Genomic DNA, 22264 nt, shown 5'->3' on the forward strand with positions numbered 1-22264 from the left:
GCGCTGGGGCTACGCTTGAGCCGTATGCCGTTGTCGGAATGGAAGGTGGCCTCGTGTCGGGTGGCGATATCGCAGGACTGATCGCAGCGGGCGTCTTCGCGGTGCTCGTCGGTTTCATCGCGATTCCTCTTGTCAAGTTCGGGCGCGTGCTCGACCAGACGAGGGATGCGATCAAAGAGGCGAGCGACGGCATCACGCCGATCCTCGACGAGACCGCCACGACCATCCACGAGACAAACAAGCAGTTGGCCAGGGTCGACGTCATCACCAAGAACGTCGCGGACGTGACGGGAAACGTGTCGGCGCTCGTCGCCCTGTTCGCGGCGACCGTCGGCGGCCCGCTGATCAAGCTCGCGGGGTTCAGCGCCGCCGTGCGCGCCGCGTTCGGCTGGACGCGGGGCTCTCGACGTTCCCGCACGACCACGCACTAAACTGACCGAGGCGCGCGGGAGACCGCCGGCAGGACGTCGGCGCCCGTGTCGTATCCATCGAGGGAGAATCAGGACATGAAGAGTTTTCTGTGGCTCGTCGTCGGCGTCGCGATCGGTTTCGTCGTCGCGCACAAGGTGAACGAGACCCCGCAGGGGCGGCAGTTCTTCACCAGCATCGACAAGAAGGCGCGCGACTTCGGCGAGGCCGTCTCCGACGGATACCGCCAGCGCGAGGCGGAGATCCGTTCCGCCATCGACGGCGACTGATCCCTCCACCACCGAATTACCGCTCTCTACCGCTCGGAAACCATGCAGACTGCTGAAATCCACCGCCGCTGGCTCGACTTCTTCGCCACGCGCGGTCACACCGTCGTCCCGTCCGCCTCGCTCGTCAGCGACGACCCGTCTCTGCTCTTCACGGTGGCCGGCATGGTCCCGTTCGTTCCATACCTCACCGGGCTGGTGCCAGCGCCGTTCCCGCGCGCGACGAGCGTGCAGAAGTGCATCAGGACGCTCGACATCGAAGAGGTGGGCAAGACCCCACGCCACGGCACCTTCTTCCAGATGTGCGGCAACTTCTCCTTCGGCGACTACTTCAAGGAGCAGGCGATCACCTTCGCCTGGGACCTCCTGACGACGACGGAGGACGATGGAGGACTCGGCTTCGACCCGAAGGACCTCTGGGTCACGGTGTACGAGGAGGACGACGAGGCGCGTGAGATATGGAAGCGCGTCGCCGGTCTGCCGGACGAGCGCATCCAGGGTCTCGGCAGGGACACGAACTACTGGTCGACCGGTCAGCCCGGCCCGGCAGGGCCTTGCTCGGAGATATTCTTCGACCGCGGTCCCGCCTACGGCATCGACGGCGGCCCCGCGACCGACGACGACCGATACGTGGAGATCTGGAACCTCGTCTTCATGCAGTACCTCCGCGGTGAGGGAACCGGCAAGGCGGACTTCGAGATCCTCGGCGACCTGCCCAAGAAGAACATCGACACCGGCATGGGGCTGGAGCGCGTCGCGTTCCTCAAGCAGGGCGTCGAGAACATGTACGAGATCGACCAGGTGCGTCCTGTCCTCGACCGGGCGGCTGTGCTCGCGGGCAAGACCTACGGCGCTGTGCACGACGACGACGTGCGCCTGCGCGTGATCGCCGACCACGTGCGCAGCGCGCTGATGCTGATGTCGGACGGCGTGACGCCGTCGAACGAAGGCCGCGGGTACATCCTGCGCCGGCTGTTGCGCCGCACCGTTCGCGCAATGCGTCTGCTGGGCGTCGACCACGCCACGTTCCCCGAGCTGTTCCCGGTCTCGCGGGATGCGATGAAGGCCGCCTACCCGGAGGTGGATGCGGACTTCGCGCGCATCTCGCAGCTCGCATACGCCGAGGAGGAGACCTTCCTCCGCACGCTCGTCGCCGGCACTGGCATCCTGGACACGGCCGTGGCGAACACGCAGCGCGCAGGCAGGGACCAGCTCGCGGGCGACACCGCGTTCCTGCTGCACGACACGTACGGCTTCCCGATCGACCTCACCCTCGAAATGGCGGAGGAGGCCGGGCTCAGCGTCGACCGCAAGGCGTTCGACACCCTGATGGCCGACCAGCGTTCCCGGGCGAAGGCGGACGCGAAGGCGAAGAAGACGGCCCTCGCCGACCTCTCCGTGTACAGCGCCTTCCGTTCGCAGGGCGAGACCGTCTTCACCGGATACACCGAGCTGGAGACCGAGTCGAGCATCCTGGGCCTGATCGTCGACGGTGCGTCGGTGAGCAGGGCGACCGAGGGGCAGATCGCCGAGGTCGTGCTCGGGGCGACGGCCCTGTATGCGGAGTCCGGTGGACAGGACGCCGACGCCGGGACGATCGTCGGCCCCGGCTACGAGCTCGAGGTCGTCGACGTCCAGAAGCCGGTCAAGGGTCTCATCAGCCACACGGTGCTCGTGCGCAGCGGAGAGGTCGGCGTCGGTTCGCCGGCCACCTCGCTGGTCGACCGGGACTACCGCCGCGGCGCGCGTCAGGCGCACTCCGGCACCCACATCATTCACGCGGCGCTGCGCCAGGTGCTCGGCTCGAACGCGCACCAGTCCGGTTCGTTCAACAAGGCGGGATACCTGCGCCTCGATTTCTCCTGGAACCAGGCGCTGTCGGCGGAGACCCGCACAGAGATCGAGGAGATCTCGAACAACGCGATCCGTGACAACCTCGAGGTGACCACCAGGGAGCTCCCGCTCGCCGAGGCCAAGGCGCTCGGCGCGATGGCCCTGTTCGGCGAGAAGTACGGCGACACCGTGCGCGTCGTCGACATCGGCGGGCCGTGGTCGCGCGAGCTGTGCGCCGGCACCCACGTGGTGTCGAGCGCGGAGATCGGGATGATCAACCTGGTCAGCGAGTCGTCGGTCGGTTCCACGAACCGCCGCGTCGAGTCGCTGGTGGGTCTGGAGGCGTTCCGCGACCTCGCGGTCGAGCGCACCATCGTCTCCCAGCTGTCCGGGTCGCTCAAGACCCCCCGCGAGCAGCTGCCGGAGAAGATCGCCGACCTGCTCGCCAACCTGAAGGCCGCGGAGAAGCGCATCGCGGCGTTCGAGGCGCGTGCGGTTCTCGACAAGGTTCCCTCTCTGCTCGAATCCGCCTCCCGCCACGGCGCTGTCACGGTCGTCGCGAGCGACGCCGGCACGCTGAACTCGGCGGACGACCTGCGCCTCCTCGCCACCACCGTGCGCGAGCGGCTCGGCTCCGACCCCGCTGTGGTGGCGCTGGCCGCCCGTGCGGGCGATAAGCCGGTCGTGATCGTCGCGACCAACCAGGCGGCGCGCGATGCAGGGGTGAACGCCGGAGCGCTCGCGAAGACCGCCTCCGGTGTGCTCGGCGGCGGCGGAGGCGGCAAGCCCGACCTCGCCCAGGGCGGCGGGACGGACGTTGCGGCCATCCCCGCAGCGCTCAGCGCGGTGACGTCGGCGATCGGCGGCTAGGACGCCGTGCGCTCAGGAGTCCGCCTCGGCATCGACGTCGGGAAGGTCAGGATCGGCGTGAGCCGGTCCGACCTGCACGGGATGCTGGCGACGCCGGTGGAGACGGTTCAACGCTCCAAAGATGCTGCGGATCGGCGCAGGATCTCGGAGATTGTGACGGAACTCGGAGTTTTCGAGATTATCGTCGGGTTGCCTTTGGCGCTTTCCGGCGCGCAGACCGCATCCACGGCCGACGCCGTCGGATTCGCCGAAGCGCTCGTCGCTGAGCTGGATGTTCCCGTGCGGTTGGTGGACGAACGATTGTCGACCGTCTCGGCCCATTCGGCCCTGCGAGCGGCGGGAAAGAACTCGAAAAGCGCGCGTCCGGTGGTGGATCAGGTTGCTGCCACGATAATTTTGCAGCACGCCCTCGACGCGGAGCGCGCAACAGACCGTCCGCCGGGCACACCCGTTGAACCGAACATTGGACCCTAGCTTGTCGCAGAACCCTCAAACCCCGGGGCACGGCGAAACCAGCCAGCCGGACGGCCAGCCGGCCCCTCCGCTGTTCCCGACGGTGAATCGGCAGCCGCTGACGCGGCGGGAGGCGAAGGCCAGAGAGGCCGCAGCCGCCGCCGAAGAAGGAGCCGCTGCGGGCGCAGACGGCGCGGAGATCCGAGCGCAGAGCAGCGTGCACGACGCCCCTGACTCCGCTACCGCCCCTGCCGCACCGGCGGCGCCCGTGCCATCGTCCACGGCCGTCGCGCCGGGAACGCCACTCGACTTCGACAGCGTGCTCACCGGGCCGGTCGCCGCGCAACGCGACGACAGCCTCCGGGAGCACGAGGAGGAGTTCGAGCACGAGACCGTCGGAGCACGGCGCTCCAGCTTCGTCAGCGTCCGCGGCCAGGAGGCTCCGTCGCACGAGACTCCCGCGCACGACGCTCCGTCGCACGACGAGCCGGTCGAGTCGGACCCGTTCGCGACGTTCGAGCAGCTCGCCGCGCAGCCGGAGCCCGGCGAGGGTGCCGAGCGCGCGCAGAGGGAGGCAGCCGCAGACTCGCCGCTGGTCTGGCGGCAGCAGCACTACCTCTCGCACACCGAGCCGCCCAGGAAGAAGAAGAAGCGCGGCCTCAGGGCCCTCTGGGTGACGCTGATCATCGTCGCCATCTTCGGCGGCCTCATCGGCGGCGCATACGCCGTCTTCCAGCCGCAGGTCGCGAAGCTCATCCAGGCGATCACTCCCGTCGACAACGACTACACCGGCAGCGGGACGGGCCAGGTGCTGTTCTCGATCCAGTCGGGGGACAGCGGCTCCGACATCGCCAACAATCTCGCCAAGAAGGGCGTGACGAAGACCTACGAGGCGTTCTACACCCTGCTGCTGCGGCAGAAGCCGCAGGTGGACTTCCAGCCAGGGCTGTTCAAACTCGCCAAGGGGATGAGCGCCCAAGCGGCGCTGGTCGCTCTGCAAGACCCGGCCTCCAAGATGGAGAACACCGCCGTCATCCCCGAGGGCACGGCGGAGAAGGACATCCTGCCGATCGTCGCGAGTGCGACGAAGCTCCCGCTCGCCGACCTGCAGGCCGCGGCCGCCACGCCTGCCGCATACGGAGTGCCGGCGGAGGCGAAGACACTCGAAGGCTTCCTGTTCCCCGCGACGTACACGTTCACGCCGGGGATCACGGCGCACGACGCGATCAAGACGATGGTGGACCGCAGCTTCCAGGCGCTCGACCAGGCAGGGGTTCCCGCTGCGGACCGCTGGAAGACGGTGGTGCTCGCCTCCATCGTCCAGCGGGAGGCCGGGCTCGCGCCCGACTACCCGAAGGTGTCGAGGGTCTTCCTCAACCGCCTCGCCCAGGGCTGGGACCTGCAGTCGGACGCGACGGTCGCATACGGCACGGGCAACACCCACACCGTCACGACGACCGACGCGGAGCGCGCGGACGCGGGCAACCTCTACAACACCTACGTGCATCCCGGACTGCCGGTCGGACCGATCTCGAACCCGGGAGATCTCGCCATCAACGCGGCGATCCACCCGGCGGACGGCCCGTGGATGTTCTTCGTGACGTGGAATCTGAAGACAGGCGAGACCATTTTCTCGACGACCGTGGAAGAGCACGACGCCGCGGTCGCGAAGTGGCAACAGTGGATGAGGGACAACCCCGGATATGGATGACAAACGCGACGTGAACAAGCCAGCAGACGCGGATCCGGTGGACGCGGCGTCGGAGGACGCAGTGTCGGAGGATGCAGTGTCGGAGGACGCGGCGGCGGAGGACGGCGTGGCCGAAGCGGCGGCGGAAGCGTCGATCGCGGCCATCGTGGAGGCTGAGCGCGCAGCGGAGGCCGAGGAGGAGGCCGTCGTGGCGGCCGAGGAGGCTGCCGAGCTGGAAGAGCCGGCGGAACCGGAGGAGGCTGTGGAGCCGGCGGACGAGGCTGTGGAGCCGGAGCCGGAGCCGGAGCCGGAGCCGGTAGCAGCGCCGGTAGCGCCGACCAAGCCGAAGGCTGCCAAGGCCAAAGCGGCGAAGCCCGTCGCCCGGCGGCTGGCCGTTCTCGGCTCTCCGATCGAGCACTCCCAGTCGCCCGCCCTGCATCGCGCCGCCTACGATGTCTTGGGACTCGACTGGGAGTACGAGGCGGACGACGTCACGGGGGACACGCTGGCCGACTTCATCGACAGCCGTGGCCCGGAGTGGCGTGGTCTGTCGCTCACCATGCCGCTCAAGCAGTCCGTCGTCCCGCTGCTCGGCGAGATCGACAGGGTTGCAGAGCAGACCGGGGTCGCGAACACCGTGCTCCTCGACGACGACGGCGTGCTGCGCGGGTACAACACCGATGTGTCTGGGCTCGTTCGTGCGCTGTCCGCTGCCGGGTTGGAGAGCGCGCGCTTCGTGCACATCCTGGGTGGAGGTGCCACCGCGGCGTCCGCGCTGGTGGCCGCCGCGGAGCTCGGGGCGGAGAAGGTCGACGTCTACGTCCGATCGCTGGAGCGGAGCGTGTGGCTCGAGCCGCTCGCGCACCAGCTCGGGCTGATGGTGCGGATCCGTCCGCTCAGCCAGGCCGACCGGTCGCTGGAGGTTCCGGACCTGGTGGTCAGCACCCTGCCGGGCGGCGCGAAGACGGAAGCGCTGTACACCGACTCGACCAGGCGCAATGCCCTGCTGTTCGACGTCTCGTACGACCCGTGGCCGAGCGCTATCGGTCGGTCGTGGGAGGCGGTGGGCGGCCGGGTGGTCTCCGGACTGGCGCTGCTCGCGCACCAGGCGCTGCTCCAGGTGAGGATCTTCGTCTCCGGCGATCCGTTGCAGCCGCTGGAGGGCGAAGACGCCGTGCTGGCCGCCATGCTCGACGCGGTCGGGATCGACGAGAGCGGCGCGCCGTTCGAGGTCTGATCCCTCTCTGATCCCTCCACAGGCCGAGTCGCCTCACGGTTGTCCACGGGTTCGTCACGCGGCCAGGAGGCCCCTGCCCGCTGTGCCAGAATCGAATCATGCTTCGTTGGCTCACGGCCGGGGAATCCCACGGTCCCGAACTCATCGCCCTCCTGGAGGGGCTCCCCGCTGGGGTGCCCGTCTCCCTCGACGCCGTCCGCGCTGATCTCGCGCGCCGCAAACTCGGCTATGGGCGCGGTGCGCGCATGAAGTTCGAGCAGGATGCTCTCGACATCTCCGGCGGCGTCCGCCACGGTTTCAGCCTGGGCAGTCCGATCGCGCTGCGCATCGGCAACACCGAGTGGCCGAAGTGGGTCGACGTGATGAGCGCGGAGCCGGTGGACGAGGCGAAGCTCTCCAGCGGTCGCGGCGCTCCGCTCACCCGTCCGCGCCCTGGACACGCCGACCTGGTCGGGATGCAGAAGTACGGCTTCGACGAGGCCCGCCCCATTCTCGAACGCGCGAGTGCGCGGGAAACCGCAGCGCGCGTCGCGCTCGGCGCCGTCGCGCGGTCGTTCCTCGACCAGCTCGGCATCACCCTGGTCAGTCACACGCTGTCGATCGGGCCGGTGCGCGTTCCGGAGGGATCACCGTTGCCGCTTCCGAGCGACGTCGACGCTCTGGACGCCGATCCGCTGCGCTGCTTCGACGCGGAGACGAGCGCGCTCATGGTGCAGGAGGTGGACGCCGCGCACAAAGACGGCGACACCCTCGGCGGTGTCGTCGAGGTCCTGGCCTACGGGCTGCCGCCGGGGCTCGGCTCCCACGTGCACTGGGACCGCAGGCTCGACGCGCAGCTCGCAGCGGCACTCATGGGCATCCAGGCGATCAAGGGCGTCGAGGTCGGCGACGGCTTCCTGACCACGACCCGGCGCGGGTCTGAGGCGCACGACGAGCTGATCGCGGAAGACGGCGAGATCGTCCGCACCAGCGACAAGGCGGGCGGCACGGAGGGCGGAATGAGCACCGGCACCGTGCTGCGGGTGCGGGCGGGCATGAAGCCGATCGCCACCATCCCGCACGCGCTGCGCACCGTGGACATCGCCACGAATGAGGCCGCCGCCGCGCACCACCAGCGCTCCGACGTCTGTGCCGTGCCAGCGGCGGGCGTCGTCGCGGAGGCGATGGTCGCCCTCGTGCTCGCCAACGCGGTCGTGGAGAAGTTCGGCGGGGACTCGGTCGCCGAGACCGCGCGCAACCTTCGCGGCTACCTCGACGCGATCCCGCAGAACCTCGCCACCGAGCGCCTCTCGGCGCCGTACGCCTGAACACCGCTCCCGTGACCATCGTCCTGATCGGTCCGCCTGCGGCGGGCAAGTCGCGCCTCGGCAAGCGGCTCGCTGCACGGTTGCAGGTGCCGTTCGTCGACACCGACGCGCGCATCGTCGCCGCGCACGGCCCGATCCCCGCGATCTTCGCCGAGCACGGCGAACCGCACTTCCGCGCTCTGGAGCGCGAGATCGTCGCGGCGGCGCTCGGCGAGTCCGGCGTCGTCTCGCTCGGCGGGGGAGCCGTGATCGATGCGAACACCCAGGCAGACCTCGCCGAGGCGCGCGTGGTGCTCCTCACGGTGAGCCCAGAGGCGATTGCGACCAGGATCGGCAACAGCAAACGTCCGCTGGTGAGCGACGTCGAATCGTGGAAACGCCTCGTCGCCGCCAGGGCAGACATCTACTCAGCACTCGCCGACTACACGGCAGACACATCGACCAGACCGATCGACGCCATCGTGGAAGAGATCGCGACCTGGATCGAGGAAGGACAGCGATGACAGACATCGAGAACGACCAGCCCACTGAGATCCTCGTTGCGGGAGACGACCAGTATCCGGTGGTGGTCGGCCGCGGGCTGCGCTCGAACCTCGCCGCCTACCTCGGCGGCGGTGTGGCGAAAGTCCTCATCGTGCACCCGCCGACACTCGGCGCAGCGGCTGCTCAGCTGCGCGAATCCCTCGTCGGACAGTACGAGGTGCTGCTCGCGGAGGTCCCGGACGCCGAGGCCGCCAAGCGAGTCGAAGTCGCCGCGTTCTGCTGGCAGGTGATGGGACAGGCCGACTTCACCAGATCCGACGCGGTCATCGGCTTCGGCGGCGGCGCCGTCACCGACCTCGCCGGCTTCGTCGCTGCCACCTGGCTGCGCGGCGTCCGCCTCGTGCAGGTGCCGACCACACTGCTCGGGATGGTCGACGCGGCCGTCGGAGGCAAGACCGGCATCAACACGGCGGAGGGCAAGAACCTCGTCGGAGCGTTCTACGCTCCCGCCGCAGTGATCTGCGACCTCGACACGCTCACCTCGCTTCCGCGCAACGAGATCCTCGCCGGCTTCGGCGAGGTCGTGAAATACGGCTTCATCGCCGAGCCGGAGATCCTCGACATCATCGAACGAGACGTCGACCGGGCCACCGACCCGGTGTCGCCGGAGTTCCGCCGCCTGGTGGAACTCTCCATCGGCATCAAGGCACGCGTCGTCGGCGAGGACTTCACCGAGCAGGGACTCAGGGAGATCCTCAACTACGGGCACACGCTCGGGCACGCGATCGAGCACGCCGAGCGCTACCAGTGGCGCCACGGCGCCGCCGTGTCGGTCGGCATGATGTTCGCCGCAGAGCTCGCGCGGCTGAGCGGTCGCCTGAGCGACGAGGTCGTGGACAGGCACCGCAGCATCCTGGAATCGCTGACCCTGCCGGTCTCGTACCCGCTCGGCCGGTGGCAGACACTGCTCGCGTCGATGCAGAGGGACAAGAAGGCGCGGGGGAGCCTGCTGCGCTTCATCGTGCTCGACGACCTTGCCAGGCCGACCGTGCTCGCCGGTCCCGACCAGAGCCTGCTGTTCGCCGCGTACCAGGAGATCGGTTCGTGACGGAGGAGACGCCGACCGTTCAGGCGACGACCGTGCAGAAGCCGGCGGGTCAGAAGACCGTCGCGCAGAAGCTGCTGGTCAAAGGGGGCGACGTGGTGTGGATCGCCGGAGGCACGGCGGACGAGCGGGCGAGGATCGGCGCCCTGCCGGACGGTGCAGCGGAGGCGCAGAGCGCATCCGGTGCGGCGGAGGTCGACGCCTCCATCGCGGTGACGTTCGTGCACGGCCGCGACGAGCTGTTGCGGCGGTTCGCCGCCGACCTGCCGTCGCTCGGCGGCGCGCGGGCGGTCTGGTATCTGTACGAGAAGCGTGCAGGCTCCGACCTCAACCGCGACACGATCATCCGGGAGACCGGGGCGTTCGGCTGGCGGACGATCAGCAACGTCGCTGTCGACGACACGTGGTCGGCCGTGCGCGTGCGTCCCCTCGCCGCCGACGAAGCGCCGGTAGGCTGATCGGTCATGAGCAGTGTTCTCGTCCTCAACGGCCCGAATCTCGGCCGCCTCGGCACCCGCGAACCGGATGTCTACGGCGCAGGGACTCTCGACGACCTCGCCGCGATCCTGCGGGAGGATGCCCCGGAGACGACCATCGACCTCCGGCAGACCGACGAGGAAGGTCAGCTGCTTCGCTGGCTGCACGAGGCGGCAGACTCCGGCGCTCCGGTCATCCTCAACGCGGGCGCGTGGACGCACTACTCCTTCGCGCTCCGGGATGCGGTCTCGCTCGTGACCAAGGCCGGGGGCACCGTCATCGAGGTGCACCTGTCCAACCCGCACGCCCGCGAGGAGTTCCGGCACACAAGTGTGATCTCGGCCGTCGCGAGCGGGGTGATCGCCGGGTTCGGGTTCGACTCGTACCGCCTGGCTCTCGCCCACATTCGCCGAAACGCCGCCTGACAACTAGAATCTCTTGAGGCTGCCGCCGCGTCCATCGTGCGTGGCCGGCCACCGTGGACCGCTCCGGCGCGCATCCACCCGGAACTTCTCCCATAATCGAACGGAACTCACGCATGGCAACAACCGCTGACATCAAGAACGGCATCGTTCTCAACATGGACGGCCAGCTCTGGACCGTGATCGAGTTCCAGCACGTCAAGCCGGGCAAGGGCGGCGCCTTCGTGCGCACCAAGCTGAAGAACGTCACCAGCGGCAAGACCGTCGACCGCACGTTCAACGCCGGCTCGAAGATCGAGACGTCGAACGTCGACCGCCGCGACTACCAGTACCTGTACCAGGACGGCGAGAGCTTCGTCTTCATGGACACCAGCGACTACGACCAGATCACCATCTCCGGTGTCGTCGTCGGCGACGCGTCCAACTTCATGCTCGAGAACCAGAACGTCACCGTCGCGCTGCACGAGGGAGAGCCGCTCTACGTCGAGCTTCCCGCATCCGTCGTGCTGGAGATCACGTACACCGAGCCTGGCCTGCAGGGCGACCGTTCCACCGGCGGCACCAAGCCCGCGACCGTCGAGACCGGATACCAGATCCAGGTCCCGCTGTTCCTGGAGACCGGCACCAAGGTCAAGGTCGACACCCGCACCGGCGACTACCTCGGCCGCGTCAACGACTAGATGAGCGCCAGGACCAAAGCCCGCAAGCGTGCTCTGGACGTGCTCTACGGAGCCGACGTCCGGCAGATCGCGCTGAACCAGGCGCTCGCCACCGAGGCGGAGCGCGCCGTCAACGAACCGCAGCGTGAGGCCTCTTGGCTCTACGCCCGCGAGATCCTCGACGGGATCATCGACAACCAGGACGAGATCGACGAACAGATCGAGACGTACGCGCAGGGCTGGACCCTCGCGCGCATGCCGATCGTCGACCGCGCGATCCTGCGCATCGGCGTCTGGGAGCTGCTGTTCAATGAGCAGGTCCCCGACGGTGTCGCGATCTCGGAGGCCGTCGAAGCGGCAACCGTGCTGTCGACCGACGACTCGGCCGGTTTCATCAACGGCCTGCTGGCGAAGATCGCCCAGAACAAGCCCCAGTAACGCCAGCATCACCGAACGCCAGAGCAAGGGAACCACCACATGCGCAGCACCCTCTCCGTCCGACGTCCGGGGGTGCGCGCTCTGGGAGCCATCGCACTCGCGCTCGCCCTTCTGGCAGGGACGGCCGCGTGCTCGCTGGTCGGCAACCAGTCGGTGCCCGTCGCGACCGCGAAAGCGCCGACCGGCACCGACGGCGCCGTCAACTTCGACGACGGCTACATCAAGGCGGGGACGGGCGCGAAGCACGTCGACATCTGGTTCGACCCGATGTGCCCCGTCTGCGGCGAGTTCGAGAAGACCAACGGAGACACGCTGGCGAAGGCGGTCTCCGACGGAACGATCACGCTGCGGCTGCACCCGCTGACCTTCCTCGACCGCGCCTCCAACGGCACCGGATACTCGTCCCGAGCGACCGCGGCCCTCACCTGTGTCGCCGTCAAGGAGCCGAACGCCGCCCTCGAGTACTACACGGCGCTGTTCGCCCACCAGCCGGAGGAGAACTCCAACGGGCTGACCGACGAGGAGCTCGCGAAGCTCGCGACGGACAGCGGCCTGACCGACATCACGGACTGTCTCGGCCGCAGCGCGCCGTACCAGGCGTGGGCGCAGGCTAACACGGCGCACTCGCAGACCGGCCCGATCATGGTGGACGGGAAGAAGGCGCTGGACACCATCCAGGGCACGCCGACCGTGCTCGTGGACGGCAAGCAGTTCCCGGGCAGCGTCACCGACGCAGCCGCGTTCACCGCGTTCCTCGCGAAGAACTGACCGGTGGGCGGCCGCGGAGCAGCGCGGCCCCCTGCTATGCTCTTTCGCGATAGACATCCTTTAACAGCCGTCCAGTGAGGCGGGGAAGGAGGTCGGCATGACAGTGCGAACAGTGCTGCAGCACGCTGACATCAGCCGGGCGTTGACTCGGATCTCTCACGAGATCCTGGAGTCCAACCGGGGTACGAACGATCTCATCATCCTGGGCATCCCCACGCGCGGCGTCATCCTCGCGCGCCGGATCGCGGAGAGCATCCAGCGGATCGAGCCGCAGGCGGTCGCCTCGCCGGCCGACCTCGTCGGAGCGCTCGACGTGACGATGTACCGCGACGACCTGTCCAGGAACCCGACGCGCACGCCCGCGCCGACCTCGCTGCCCGGCAGCATCGACGGCAAGACCGTCGTCCTGGTCGACGACGTGCTGTACTCCGGCCGCACCATCCGGGCGGCACTGGATGCGCTGAGCGACCTGGGCAGGCCACGCGCGGTCCGTCTCGCGGTGCTGGTCGACCGCGGCCACCGCGAACTGCCGATCCGGGCGGACTTCGTGGGCAAGAACCTGCCGTCCGCCGCGTCGGAGCGCATCAACGTGCTGCTGACCGAGATCGACGGGGACGAGGCCGTGACCATCGAGGACGGCCTGGCCGACACCGATACAGGCACCGACACCGGATCGGAGGCGACCGCATGAGGCACCTCCTCTCCACCCGCACCCTCGGCCGCGACGACGCCATCCGCATCCTGGACGTTGCGGAGGACATGGCGGACGTGCAGGGCCGCGAGGTCAAGAAGCTGCCGACCCTGCGCGGCAAGACGGTGGTCAACCTTTTCTTCGAGGACTCGACCCGCACCCGCATCTCGTTCGAGGCTGCCGCCAAGCGGCTCTCCGCCGACGTCATCAACTTCAGCGCGAAGGGTTCCAGCGTCTCCAAGGGCGAGAGTCTGAAGGACACAGCGCAGACTCTCGCCGCGATGGGCGCGGACGCCGTGGTGGTGCGGCACAGCGCCTCGGGCGCCCCGCAGACCCTCGCGACGAGCGGCTGGATCGACGCGGGCATCGTCAACGCCGGCGACGGGATGCACGAGCACCCGACGCAGGCGCTGCTGGACGCCTTCACCATCCGCCGCCGACTGCATGGCACCGCCTCCCGCGGCCACGACCTCGACGGCGTCACCGTGACCATCGTCGGCGACATCCTGCACTCGCGGGTGGCCCGCTCGAACGTCTGGCTGCTGGAAACGCTCGGCGCCGAGGTCACACTGATCGCGCCGCCGACGCTGCTGCCGGTGGATGCGTCCGGCTGGCCCGCGACGATCGGCTACGACCTCGACGCCGCGATCGACGCCGGCCCGGACGTCGTCATGATGCTGCGCATCCAGGGCGAGCGGATGAACGCCGCGTTCTTCCCGAACACCAGGGAGTACGCCCGCCGCTGGGGGCTGGACGACGAACGGCTGGCCCGGCTCGGCACGGGTAGCATTGTGATGCACCCCGGTCCCATGAACCGGGGTCTGGAGATTTCGGCGGCGGCGGCGGATTCGCCCCGCTCGACGGTCAGGGAACAGGTCGCCAACGGGGTTTCCGTACGAATGGCCGCTCTGTACCTCCTGCTGTCCGGTGGAGATCGGGAGGACTCACTGTGAACGAGAGATATCTGATCGCGGGCGCGACGCTCGCGGATGGCTCGGCCGCCGATCTGCTGGTCGACGGCGGACGGATCGCGGAGGTCGGCAGCGGGCTCTCGGCAGCGGGCGCGACAGTGGTCGACGCCGCGGGCCTGATCGCCCTGCCCGGCCTGGTCGACCTGCACACGCACCTGCGGGAGCCGGGCTTCGAGCAGAGCGAGACGGTGCTGACCGGCACCCGCGCCGCCGCGGCAGGCGGGTTCACCTCGGTGTTCGCAATGGCGAACACGTCGCCGGTGGCCGACACGGCCGGTGTGGTCGAGCAGGTGCTCAGCCTGGGCGACGCTGCGGGATACGCGACTGTGCGCCCGATCGGCGCCGTCACCGTCGGCCTGGAGGGCGAACGTCTCGCCGAGCTGGGCGCGATGGCCGACTCCCGCGCCAGGGTGCGCGTGTTCTCGGACGACGGCAAGTGCGTCTCCGACCCGCTGCTGATGCGCAGGGCGCTGGAATACGTCAAGGCGTTCGACGGCGTGATCGCCCAGCACGCGCAGGAGCCGCGCCTGACCATCGGCGCGCAGATGAACGAGGGCGCGCTGTCCGGCGAGCTGGGACTCGCGGGCTGGCCGGCGGTGGCCGAGGAGTCGATCATCGCCAGGGATGTGCTCCTCGCCGAGCACGTCGGCTCCCGCCTGCACGTCTGCCACGTCTCCACCGCCGGGTCGGTCGACGTGATCCGCTGGGCGAAGGCGCGCGGCATCGACGTCACCGCCGAGGTCACGCCGCACCACCTGATCCTCACCGAGGAGCTGGTGACCGGCTACGACGCGCGGTACAAGGTCAACCCGCCGCTCCGCCGCTCCGAAGACGTCGAGGCGCTCCGGGCCGGCCTCGCGGACGGGACGATCGACATCGTCGCCACCGACCACGCCCCGCATCCCGTAGAGGCGAAGGACTGCGAGTGGGACGCCGCGGCGTTCGGCATGGTCGGCCTCGAATCGGCGCTCTCCGTGGTCCACGCCTCCGTGGTGCAGAACGGGATGCTCGACTGGGCGGACGTCGCCCGCGTGCTCTCGCACACCCCGGCCCGCATCGGCCGGCTGGCCGGTCACGGTCACGCGCTCGAAGCCGGCGCGCCCGCCGAGTTCACGCTCTACGACCCGACCGCGTCGCGGGAGTTCTCGACCGGCGACCTCGCCGGCAAGGGCGTCAACTCTCCCTACCTGTCGATGACGCTGCCCGGCCGCGTCGTCGCGACCTTCCACCACGGATACCCGACCGTCCTCGACGGCGTGGTCTCCGAGGCTGCGGAGGTCGCTGCCCGAGCTCGGGCGTTCGCCGGACATTCCGAGGAGGCTCTGCGTGGATAAGTTCGTCCCCACCCTGGTCGTCGTGGCCGTTCTGGTCGTCGCGGCTCTGCTGATCCTCTGGGGCTGGCGACGACGAGTCCGACGCGACCGCCCGGCCGGTGGCGGATACCCGCTGCCCGCGACCGCGTCCGGGCAGTCGGCCGCCGCCGCGCAGCCGATCGCGACCGCCGAGAGCTTCTACGTCGCCACCACCAAGGCCGGAGAGCACCTGGAGCGTCTCGCGCTGCCCGGGCTCTCGTTCCGCGGCAAGGCGCGGGTGAGCGTCGCCTCCGACGGCGTGACCATCGCCGTCACGGGGGAGCAGCCCACCTACATCCCGTCGTCGGCGCTCACCGGTCTCGGGGCGGCGACCACCGCCATCGACCGCGTGGTCGAGAAGGACGGGCTCCTGCGCCTGTCCTGGACCACCAGCGGTGGCGCCGCAGCAGACAGTTTCTTCCGGGTCGTCGACCCGGCAGACCGCGCGCCGGTGATCGCCGCGGTCGAATCCATTCTCCCCGCCGGGTCTCAGGCGGGAACCAGCACGGAAAGTGAGGTGTGACGTGGCGAACGCGAACCCAGCCGTCCTCGTCCTCGAAGACGGAACCCGCTATGTCGGCCGCGCGTACGGCGCTGTCGGCCGCACCTTCGGCGAGGCGGTGTTCTCCACCGGCATGACCGGCTATCAGGAGACGCTGACCGACCCGAGCTACGCGGGCCAGATCGTCCTGATGACGGCTCCGCACATCGGCAACACGGGCGCCAACGACGAGGACATGGAGTCCCGTCAGATCTGGGTCGCCGGCTACGTCGTCCGTGAGCCCAGCCGCATCGTGTCGAACTTCCGCGCGACGCGGAGCCTCGACGACGACCTGGTCGCGCAGGGCGTCGTCGGGATCAGCCGGATCGACACCCGCGCGGTGACCAGGCACATCCGGTCGTCCGGTGCGATGCGCTCGGGCATCTTCTCGGGGGAGGACTTCGACCTCACCGACGGCGAGCAGCTCGAACTGGTGCGCTCGACGGCGAAGATGGCGGGAACCAACCTGTCCGCCGAAGTGTCGACGCCCGAGCCGTTCACGGTCCCGGCCGTCGGCGAGAAGGTCGGCTCGGTCGCCGTCCTCGACCTCGGCGTGAAGAAGTCGACGCTGGAGAACCTGGCGGCCCGCGGTCTCGACGTCCACGTGCTGCCGCAGATGGTGTCCGCCAGGGATGTGCTGGAGCTGCAGCCGTCCGCCCTGTTCTTCTCGAACGGCCCCGGCGACCCGCAGGCGTCCGGCAAGCACGTCGCACTGCTGCAGGAGGTGTTGAAGGCGGGCATCCCGTACTTCGGCATCTGCTTCGGCAACCAGTTGCTCGGCCGCGCGCTCGGCCTCAAGACGTACAAGCTGCCGTTCGGGCACCGCGGCATCAACCAGCCGGTGCTCGACAAGCGCACCGGACGGGTGGAGATCACCGCCCAGAACCACGGCTTCGCGGTCGAGGCGCCCATCGAGGGCGTCTTCGACAGCCCGGCAGGGTTCGGCCGCGTGGAGGTCAGCCACTTCAGCCTCAACGACAACGTGGTGGAGGGGCTCAACTGCCTCGACCTCAACGCGTTCAGTGTGCAGTATCACCCCGAGGCGGCCGCAGGGCCCCACGACGCCAACTACCTCTTCGACCGCTTCCTCGAGATGATCACCGCTCGGGAGAACGGCGCCACCGCTTCGCAGGGAGAGTCCGAGTAATGCCCAAGCGTTCCGACATCAATTCCGTCCTCGTCATCGGCTCCGGCCCGATCGTCATCGGGCAGGCCTGCGAGTTCGACTACTCCGGCACCCAGGCGTGCCGGGTGCTGCGCGAGGAGGGCGTCCGCGTCATCCTGGTCAACTCCAACCCGGCCACGATCATGACCGACCCGGACTTCGCCGACGCCACCTACGTCGAGCCGATCACCTGGGAGGTCATCGAGACCATCATCGCCAAGGAGAAGCCGGATGCGATCCTGCCGACCCTGGGCGGCCAGACCGCGCTCAACGCGGCCATCCAGCTGCACGAGCACGGCATCCTGGAGAAGTACGGCGTCGAGCTGATCGGCGCCAAGTTCGAGGCGATCCAGAAGGGCGAGGACCGCCAGATCTTCAAGGAGCTCGTGATCGAGGCGGGCGCAGAGGTCGCGCGCTCGCACATCGCGCACACGGTCGAGGAGGCCGTCGGCTTCGCCGAGGACCTCGGGTACCCGCTGGTCGTCCGTCCGTCGTTCACGATGGGCGGCCTCGGCTCCGGCTTCGCGTACACCGAGCAGGAGCTGCGCCGCATCGTCGGCGACGGCATCCACCAGAGCCCGACCAGCGAGGTGCTCCTGGAGGAGTCGATCCTCGGCTGGAAGGAGTACGAGCTCGAGCTGATGCGCGACACCGCCGACAACACAGTGGTCGTCTGCTCGATCGAGAACGTGGACCCGGTCGGCGTGCACACCGGCGACTCGATCACGGTCGCGCCTGCGCTCACGCTGACCGACCGCGAGTACCAGAAGCTCCGCGACATCGGCATCGACATCATCCGCGCCGTCGGCGTCGACACCGGCGGCTGCAACATCCAGTTCGCGGTCGACCCGGCGGACGGCCGCATCATCGTCATCGAGATGAACCCGCGCGTCTCCCGATCCTCGGCGCTGGCGTCGAAGGCGACCGGCTTCCCGATCGCGAAGATCGCGGCGAAGCTCGCCATCGGCTACCGCCTGGACGAGATCCCGAACGACATCACCAAGGTCACCCCGGCGAGCTTCAAGCCGACGCTCGACTATGTGGTCGTCAAGGTGCCGCGGTTCGCGTTCGAGAAGTTCCCGGCCGCCGACCCGACGCTGACCACCACCATGAAGTCGGTCGGAGAGGCGATGGCGATCGGCCGCAGCTTCAGCAGTGCTCTGCAGAAGGCGCTCCGGTCGCTGGAGAAGCGCGGATCGTCGTTCCACTGGGGCCAGGAGTCGCGCTCCGTCGAGGAGTTGCTGACGAGCATCCAGACTCCGACGGACGGCCGTATCGTCGACGTGCAGCAGGCGCTCCGCCTCGGCGCGACGGCCGAGCAGGTCTTCGACGCCACCAAGATCGACCCGTGGTTCCTCGACCAGATCGTCCTCATCAACGAGGTCGCAGAGCACATCCGTGGCGCAGAGACCCTCGACACCGACACGCTGCGGGATGCGAAGGATCACGGCTTCTCGGACGCCCAGATCGGTCAGCTGCGCGGCTTCGGCGAGGCCGACGTGCGCGAGATCCGCCACATCCTGGGCGTGCGCCCCGTCTACAAGACGGTGGACACCTGCGCAGGCGAGTTCCCGGCGCTCACGCCGTACCACTACTCCAGCTACGACCTGGAGACCGAGGTCGTGGCGAGCGACCGCCGCAAGGTGGTCATCCTGGGCTCCGGCCCGAACCGCATCGGCCAGGGCGTCGAGTTCGACTACTCCTGCGTGCACGCGTCGTTCGCGCTGAGCGACGCCGGGTTCGAGACCATCATGATCAACTGCAACCCGGAGACGGTCTCCACCGACTACGACACCAGCGACAGGCTCTACTTCGAGCCGCTCACGCTGGAGGACGTGCTGGAGGTCATCCACGCGGAGAGCCAGAGTGGCGAGCTCGTCGGCGTCGTCGTGCAGCTCGGCGGGCAGACCGCCCTCGGGCTCGCGAAGGGCCTGGAGGCCGCCGGCGTCCCGATCCTGGGCACGACCCCCGAAGCGATCGACCTGGCGGAGGAGCGCGGACTGTTCGCCGAGATCCTCGAGAACGCCGGGCTCCTCGCCCCGCGCAACGGCACGGCGTTCGATTACCCCGGCGCTGTGCAGGTGGCGGAGCAGATCGGATACCCGGTGCTGGTGCGCCCGAGCTATGTGCTCGGCGGACGCGGCATGGAGATCGTCTACGACAGCCCGTCGCTCGCCGACTACTTCGAGCGCGTGGCCGGTCAGGGCATCGTCGGCCCGTCGCATCCCCTGCTGGTGGACCGCTTCCTCGACGACGCCATCGAGATCGACGTCGACGCGCTGTATGACGGCGAAACCCTCTATATCGGCGGCGTGATGGAGCACATCGAGGAGGCCGGCATCCACTCCGGTGACTCCAGCTGCACCCTGCCCCCGATCACGCTCGGCCGTCGCGAGATCGACCGGGTGCGCGAGGCGACGCTGAAGATCGCCGAGGGCGTCGGCGTGCGCGGCCTGCTGAACGTGCAGTTCGCGATCGGCGCCGGCGTGCTCTACGTGCTCGAAGCGAACCCGCGTGCCTCCCGCACTGTGCCGTTCGTGTCGAAGGCGCTCGGCATCCCGCTGGCGAAGGCCGCCTCCCGGATCATGGTCGGCGACACGGTCGCAGGCCTGATCGCCGAGGGGCTGCTTCCCGAGCAGGACGGGTCGATCATCCCGATGGACTCGCCGGTCGCCGTCAAGGAGGCCGTGCTGCCGTTCAAGCGGTTCCGCACCAAGGAAGGCAACGTCGTCGACTCCGTGCTCGGCCCGGAGATGCGCTCCACCGGCGAGGTCATGGGCATCGACAAGGACTTCCCGCGCGCGTTCGCGAAGAGCCAGTCGGCTGCATACGGGGGGATGCCGCTCGGCGGGACGGCGTTCGTCTCGGTCTCGGACCGCGACAAGCGCTCGATCGTGCTACCCGTGCTGCGCCTGCGGGAGCTCGGCTTCGAGATCCTCGCCACGGAGGGCACGGCCGAGGTCCTGAACCGCAACGGGATCGCCGCAAGCGTCGTCCGCAAGTTCAGCGAGACGGCCGACGGCGACGCGCCGAGCATCGTCGACCTCATCAACCGCAACGAGGTGGATGTGGTCATCAACACCCCGAGTGGACGCTCCGCCCGGGCGGACGGCTACGAGATCCGCGCAGCGGCGGTGGCGGGCGACAAGCCCCTCTTCACCACCATCGCGGAGCTCAGCGCCGCCGTCGCATCGGTCGATGCGATCCGCGAGGGCTTCGATGTGAAGTCGCTGCAGCAGTACGCCGTGGAGAGGGCTGCGCGCGCGTGAGCTTCGGTGACCGGCTCGCCGGAGTCTTCGCGGAGAGCGGGCGCCTGTGCGTCGGCATCGACCCGCACGCGCACCTGCTGGAGAGCTGGGGCCTTCCGGCCTCGGCCTCCGGCGTGCGCGCGTTCGGGCTCGCGGTCGTCGAGGCGGCCACCGGACGCGCGGGGATCGTCAAGCCGCAGGTCGCGTTCTTCGAGCGCTACGGCTCGGCAGGGTACGCGGCGCTCGAAGAGGTGATCGCGGCGGCACGCGCGGCTGGACTGCTGGTGATCGCCGACGCGAAGCGCGGGGACATCGGCACGAGCGTCACGGCGTATGCCGAGGCGTGGCTGACCCCCGGTTCCCCGCTGGAGGCCGACGCGATGACCATCGCCGCCTTCCAGGGCGTCGGTTCCATCGAGGAGCCGATGCGGCTCGCCGAGGCCACCGGCAAGGGCCTGTTCGTGCTGGCAGCCACCTCCAATCCGGAGGCGGCCGCGATCCAGAGGGCTGTCGTACAGGACGGGTCGCGCGCGGGGAGCACCGTCGCACGTGCGATCATCGAAGACGTGCAATCGTTCAATCAGGCGCAGGCCCCTCACGCGTTCGGATCGGTCGGGCTCGTGCTCGGCGCGACCCTCGACCTCTCCGGTTTCGGCATCGACATCGGCAGCCAGACCGCGGGACGACCGAGTCTCAACGCCGCTCCCGTGCTCGCCCCCGGCTTCGGCCACCAGGGCGCGAAGGTGAAGGACGCCTCCCGGCTGTTCGGCTCCTTCGCCGGCGGCGTAATCGTCAGCGAGTCCCGCGGTCTGCTCGGCGCGGGCCCCTCCGGCCTCGCCGACGCCATCGCCCGCCGCACCGAGGAGGTGCGCGCGAGCCATGTCTGAGAACACCACCACGTCGCACCGTCCAGCGCCCCCGGAGGTCGACCGCGCCGCTGCGTCGCAGGCCGCTGTCGCCGCCCGTCGCGCCCGCGCTGCCGTCAAGGCGGCCATCGCGCGCCAGGAGATCTCCCCGCTCACCGTCCTCGACCGTGCGACCGCCGAGCCCGACGGTGTCGAGGGCCGGCTCAGGGTCACCGAGTTCCTGCTGAGCGTTCCGGCCATCGGCACCACCAAGATGCAGGATGCGCTGCAGAAGCTGGCGATCTCCCCGGCCAAGCGGCTGGGCGGCCTCGGCCGGCACCAGCGCCTGCGGCTGCGCGACTACCTGATCGACAGGGAGGCCAAAGCCGGTCGCCTCAAGAACCACCTCGTCGTGCTCGCCGGTCCCACCGCCGTCGGCAAGGGCACGGTTTCCACCTACATCCGCGAGAACTACCCGGATGTGCTGCTCTCGGTCTCCGCGACCACCCGCGCTCCGCGCCCCGGCGAGGTGGACGGCGTCAACTACTACTTCGTCGACGACGCGGAGTTCGATCGAATGATCGCGGAGGGCGAACTCCTCGAATACGCGACCGTGCACAACGCCTATCGCTACGGCACGCCCCGCAAGCCGATCGAGGCCGCACTGGACGAAGGCAAGAGCGTTCTGCTGGAGATCGACCTGCAGGGCGCGCGCAGCGTCCGCGCCGCGATGCCGGAGGCCAGGCTCATCTTCCTGCTGCCTCCCACCTGGGAGGAACTGGTCCGCAGGCTCATCGGCCGGGGCACGGAGGAACCGGCCGAACAGCAGCGCAGACTGGAGACCGCGAAGGTCGAATTGGCCGCTCAGGACGAGTTCGACCACCGCGTCGTGAACACCGACGTGGCCGAGGCGGCGCGCGAGGTCGTAGACTTGATGAAGATCCGCGCGGCGCCGTCGCGCCCGTAGACCGTTTTCGTCGCGTCTTTTCGACGCCGTCGCCGCCTGCGACCACT

22 protein-coding genes are annotated in these 22264 nt (G+C 69.1%); all 22 read left to right on the forward strand.

The window, feature by feature from the left end; translation table 11 throughout:
- The first annotated feature begins 53 nt into the window (after window positions 1–53).
- The 22 genes from AC37TH_RS12775 (at window position 54) to gmk (ending at window position 22217) form a co-directional block, all read left to right on the forward strand.
- On the forward strand, window positions 54–431 hold the full coding sequence (locus tag AC37TH_RS12775; protein WP_490764716.1) for a DUF948 domain-containing protein: 378 nt from the start codon (window positions 54–56) through the stop codon (window positions 429–431).
- A gap of 75 nt (window positions 432–506) precedes the next feature.
- Window positions 507–698 (forward strand): hypothetical protein, encoded by a 192-nt coding sequence (locus tag AC37TH_RS12780; protein ID WP_490764717.1) that lies wholly within the window; start codon window positions 507–509, stop codon window positions 696–698.
- A 42-nt stretch (window positions 699–740) separates the two neighbouring features.
- Window positions 741–3398 carry an alanine--tRNA ligase gene (gene alaS / locus AC37TH_RS12785; protein ID WP_490764718.1) on the forward strand — a complete coding sequence of 886 codons (2658 nt, stop codon included), beginning with the start codon at window positions 741–743 and terminating at the stop codon, window positions 3396–3398.
- A 6-nt stretch (window positions 3399–3404) separates the two neighbouring features.
- Window positions 3405–3872, forward strand: a complete 468-nt coding sequence (gene ruvX, locus AC37TH_RS12790; protein WP_490764719.1) for a Holliday junction resolvase RuvX — start codon at window positions 3405–3407, stop codon at window positions 3870–3872.
- Between the two features lies 1 nt (window position 3873).
- Window positions 3874–5562 carry an endolytic transglycosylase MltG gene (mltG, locus tag AC37TH_RS12795; protein WP_490764720.1) on the forward strand — a complete coding sequence of 563 codons (1689 nt, stop codon included), beginning with the start codon at window positions 3874–3876 and terminating at the stop codon, window positions 5560–5562.
- A gap of 10 nt (window positions 5563–5572) precedes the next feature.
- Entirely contained in the window at window positions 5573–6778 is a 1206-nt protein-coding gene (locus AC37TH_RS12800; RefSeq protein WP_490764721.1) for a shikimate dehydrogenase family protein, read from the forward strand.
- Window positions 6779–6876: 98 nt separating this feature from the next.
- Window positions 6877–8085, forward strand: coding sequence for a chorismate synthase (gene aroC, locus AC37TH_RS12805; RefSeq protein ID WP_490764722.1), 1209 nt, complete (start codon window positions 6877–6879; stop codon window positions 8083–8085).
- Window positions 8086–8096: 11 nt separating this feature from the next.
- Window positions 8097–8588, forward strand: a complete 492-nt coding sequence (locus tag AC37TH_RS12810; RefSeq protein ID WP_490764723.1) for a shikimate kinase — start codon at window positions 8097–8099, stop codon at window positions 8586–8588.
- Window positions 8585–9676, forward strand: a complete 1092-nt coding sequence (aroB, locus tag AC37TH_RS12815) for a 3-dehydroquinate synthase (protein WP_490764724.1) — start codon at window positions 8585–8587, stop codon at window positions 9674–9676. The genes AC37TH_RS12810 and aroB overlap by 4 nt, the downstream gene beginning before the upstream one ends.
- Entirely contained in the window at window positions 9673–10131 is a 459-nt protein-coding gene (locus tag AC37TH_RS12820) for a hypothetical protein (RefSeq protein WP_490764725.1), read from the forward strand. Before aroB ends, AC37TH_RS12820 begins: the two co-directional genes overlap by 4 nt.
- A gap of 6 nt (window positions 10132–10137) precedes the next feature.
- Window positions 10138–10575, forward strand: coding sequence for a type II 3-dehydroquinate dehydratase (locus AC37TH_RS12825; RefSeq protein WP_490764726.1), 438 nt, complete (start codon window positions 10138–10140; stop codon window positions 10573–10575).
- Between the two features lie 113 nt (window positions 10576–10688).
- Window positions 10689–11252, forward strand: coding sequence for an elongation factor P (efp, locus tag AC37TH_RS12830; RefSeq protein ID WP_490764727.1), 564 nt, complete (start codon window positions 10689–10691; stop codon window positions 11250–11252).
- The gene (gene nusB / locus AC37TH_RS12835) at window positions 11253–11669 is read left to right on the forward strand and encodes a transcription antitermination factor NusB (protein WP_490764728.1); all 417 of its coding nucleotides are present in this window, start codon (window positions 11253–11255) and stop codon (window positions 11667–11669) included.
- A 39-nt stretch (window positions 11670–11708) separates the two neighbouring features.
- Window positions 11709–12437 carry a DsbA family protein gene (locus AC37TH_RS12840; protein ID WP_490764729.1) on the forward strand — a complete coding sequence of 243 codons (729 nt, stop codon included), beginning with the start codon at window positions 11709–11711 and terminating at the stop codon, window positions 12435–12437.
- A 97-nt stretch (window positions 12438–12534) separates the two neighbouring features.
- Window positions 12535–13128: a bifunctional pyr operon transcriptional regulator/uracil phosphoribosyltransferase PyrR gene (gene pyrR, locus AC37TH_RS12845; RefSeq protein WP_490764730.1), complete on the forward strand. Its 594-nt coding sequence runs from the start codon at window positions 12535–12537 to the stop codon at window positions 13126–13128.
- Window positions 13125–14081, forward strand: a complete 957-nt coding sequence (locus AC37TH_RS12850; RefSeq protein WP_490764731.1) for an aspartate carbamoyltransferase catalytic subunit — start codon at window positions 13125–13127, stop codon at window positions 14079–14081. Before pyrR ends, AC37TH_RS12850 begins: the two co-directional genes overlap by 4 nt.
- On the forward strand, window positions 14078–15433 hold the full coding sequence (locus AC37TH_RS12855; protein WP_490764732.1) for a dihydroorotase: 1356 nt from the start codon (window positions 14078–14080) through the stop codon (window positions 15431–15433). Before AC37TH_RS12850 ends, AC37TH_RS12855 begins: the two co-directional genes overlap by 4 nt.
- Window positions 15426–15974 (forward strand): PH-like domain-containing protein, encoded by a 549-nt coding sequence (locus tag AC37TH_RS12860; RefSeq protein ID WP_490764733.1) that lies wholly within the window; start codon window positions 15426–15428, stop codon window positions 15972–15974. Before AC37TH_RS12855 ends, AC37TH_RS12860 begins: the two co-directional genes overlap by 8 nt.
- A gap of 1 nt (window position 15975) precedes the next feature.
- Complete coding sequence (gene carA / locus AC37TH_RS12865; RefSeq protein ID WP_490764734.1) at window positions 15976–17139, forward strand: glutamine-hydrolyzing carbamoyl-phosphate synthase small subunit; 1164 nt, start codon at window positions 15976–15978, stop codon at window positions 17137–17139.
- A complete protein-coding gene (gene carB / locus AC37TH_RS12870) occupies window positions 17139–20426 on the forward strand; it encodes a carbamoyl-phosphate synthase large subunit (protein ID WP_490764735.1) in 3288 nt (1095 codons plus the stop codon). Before carA ends, carB begins: the two co-directional genes overlap by 1 nt.
- Window positions 20423–21292, forward strand: coding sequence for an orotidine-5'-phosphate decarboxylase (gene pyrF / locus AC37TH_RS12875; protein ID WP_490764736.1), 870 nt, complete (start codon window positions 20423–20425; stop codon window positions 21290–21292). The genes carB and pyrF overlap by 4 nt, the downstream gene beginning before the upstream one ends.
- On the forward strand, window positions 21285–22217 hold the full coding sequence (gene gmk, locus AC37TH_RS12880; RefSeq protein WP_490764737.1) for a guanylate kinase: 933 nt from the start codon (window positions 21285–21287) through the stop codon (window positions 22215–22217). Before pyrF ends, gmk begins: the two co-directional genes overlap by 8 nt.
- Window positions 22218–22264: the final 47 nt, after the last annotated feature.

It is taken from the genome of Leifsonia sp. McL0627, assembly GCF_058244615.1.

Bases quoted from the DNA above. Each gene is read 5' to 3' on its own strand.
- AC37TH_RS12780 (WP_490764717.1), top strand. From the start codon at position 507: ATGAAGAGTTTTCTGTGGCTCGTCGTCGGCGTCGCGATCGGTTTCGTC.
- alaS (WP_490764718.1), top strand. From the start codon at position 741: ATGCAGACTGCTGAAATCCACCGCCGCTGGCTCGACTTCTTCGCCACG.
- aroC (WP_490764722.1), top strand. From the start codon at position 6,877: ATGCTTCGTTGGCTCACGGCCGGGGAATCCCACGGTCCCGAACTCATC.
- aroB (WP_490764724.1), top strand. From the start codon at position 8,585: ATGACAGACATCGAGAACGACCAGCCCACTGAGATCCTCGTTGCGGGA.
- AC37TH_RS12825 (WP_490764726.1), top strand. From the start codon at position 10,138: ATGAGCAGTGTTCTCGTCCTCAACGGCCCGAATCTCGGCCGCCTCGGC.
- efp (WP_490764727.1), top strand. From the start codon at position 10,689: ATGGCAACAACCGCTGACATCAAGAACGGCATCGTTCTCAACATGGAC.
- nusB (WP_490764728.1), top strand. From the start codon at position 11,253: ATGAGCGCCAGGACCAAAGCCCGCAAGCGTGCTCTGGACGTGCTCTAC.
- AC37TH_RS12840 (WP_490764729.1), top strand. From the start codon at position 11,709: ATGCGCAGCACCCTCTCCGTCCGACGTCCGGGGGTGCGCGCTCTGGGA.
- pyrR (WP_490764730.1), top strand. From the start codon at position 12,535: ATGACAGTGCGAACAGTGCTGCAGCACGCTGACATCAGCCGGGCGTTG.
- AC37TH_RS12850 (WP_490764731.1), top strand. From the start codon at position 13,125: ATGAGGCACCTCCTCTCCACCCGCACCCTCGGCCGCGACGACGCCATC.
- carB (WP_490764735.1), top strand. From the start codon at position 17,139: ATGCCCAAGCGTTCCGACATCAATTCCGTCCTCGTCATCGGCTCCGGC.
- gmk (WP_490764737.1), top strand. From the start codon at position 21,285: ATGTCTGAGAACACCACCACGTCGCACCGTCCAGCGCCCCCGGAGGTC.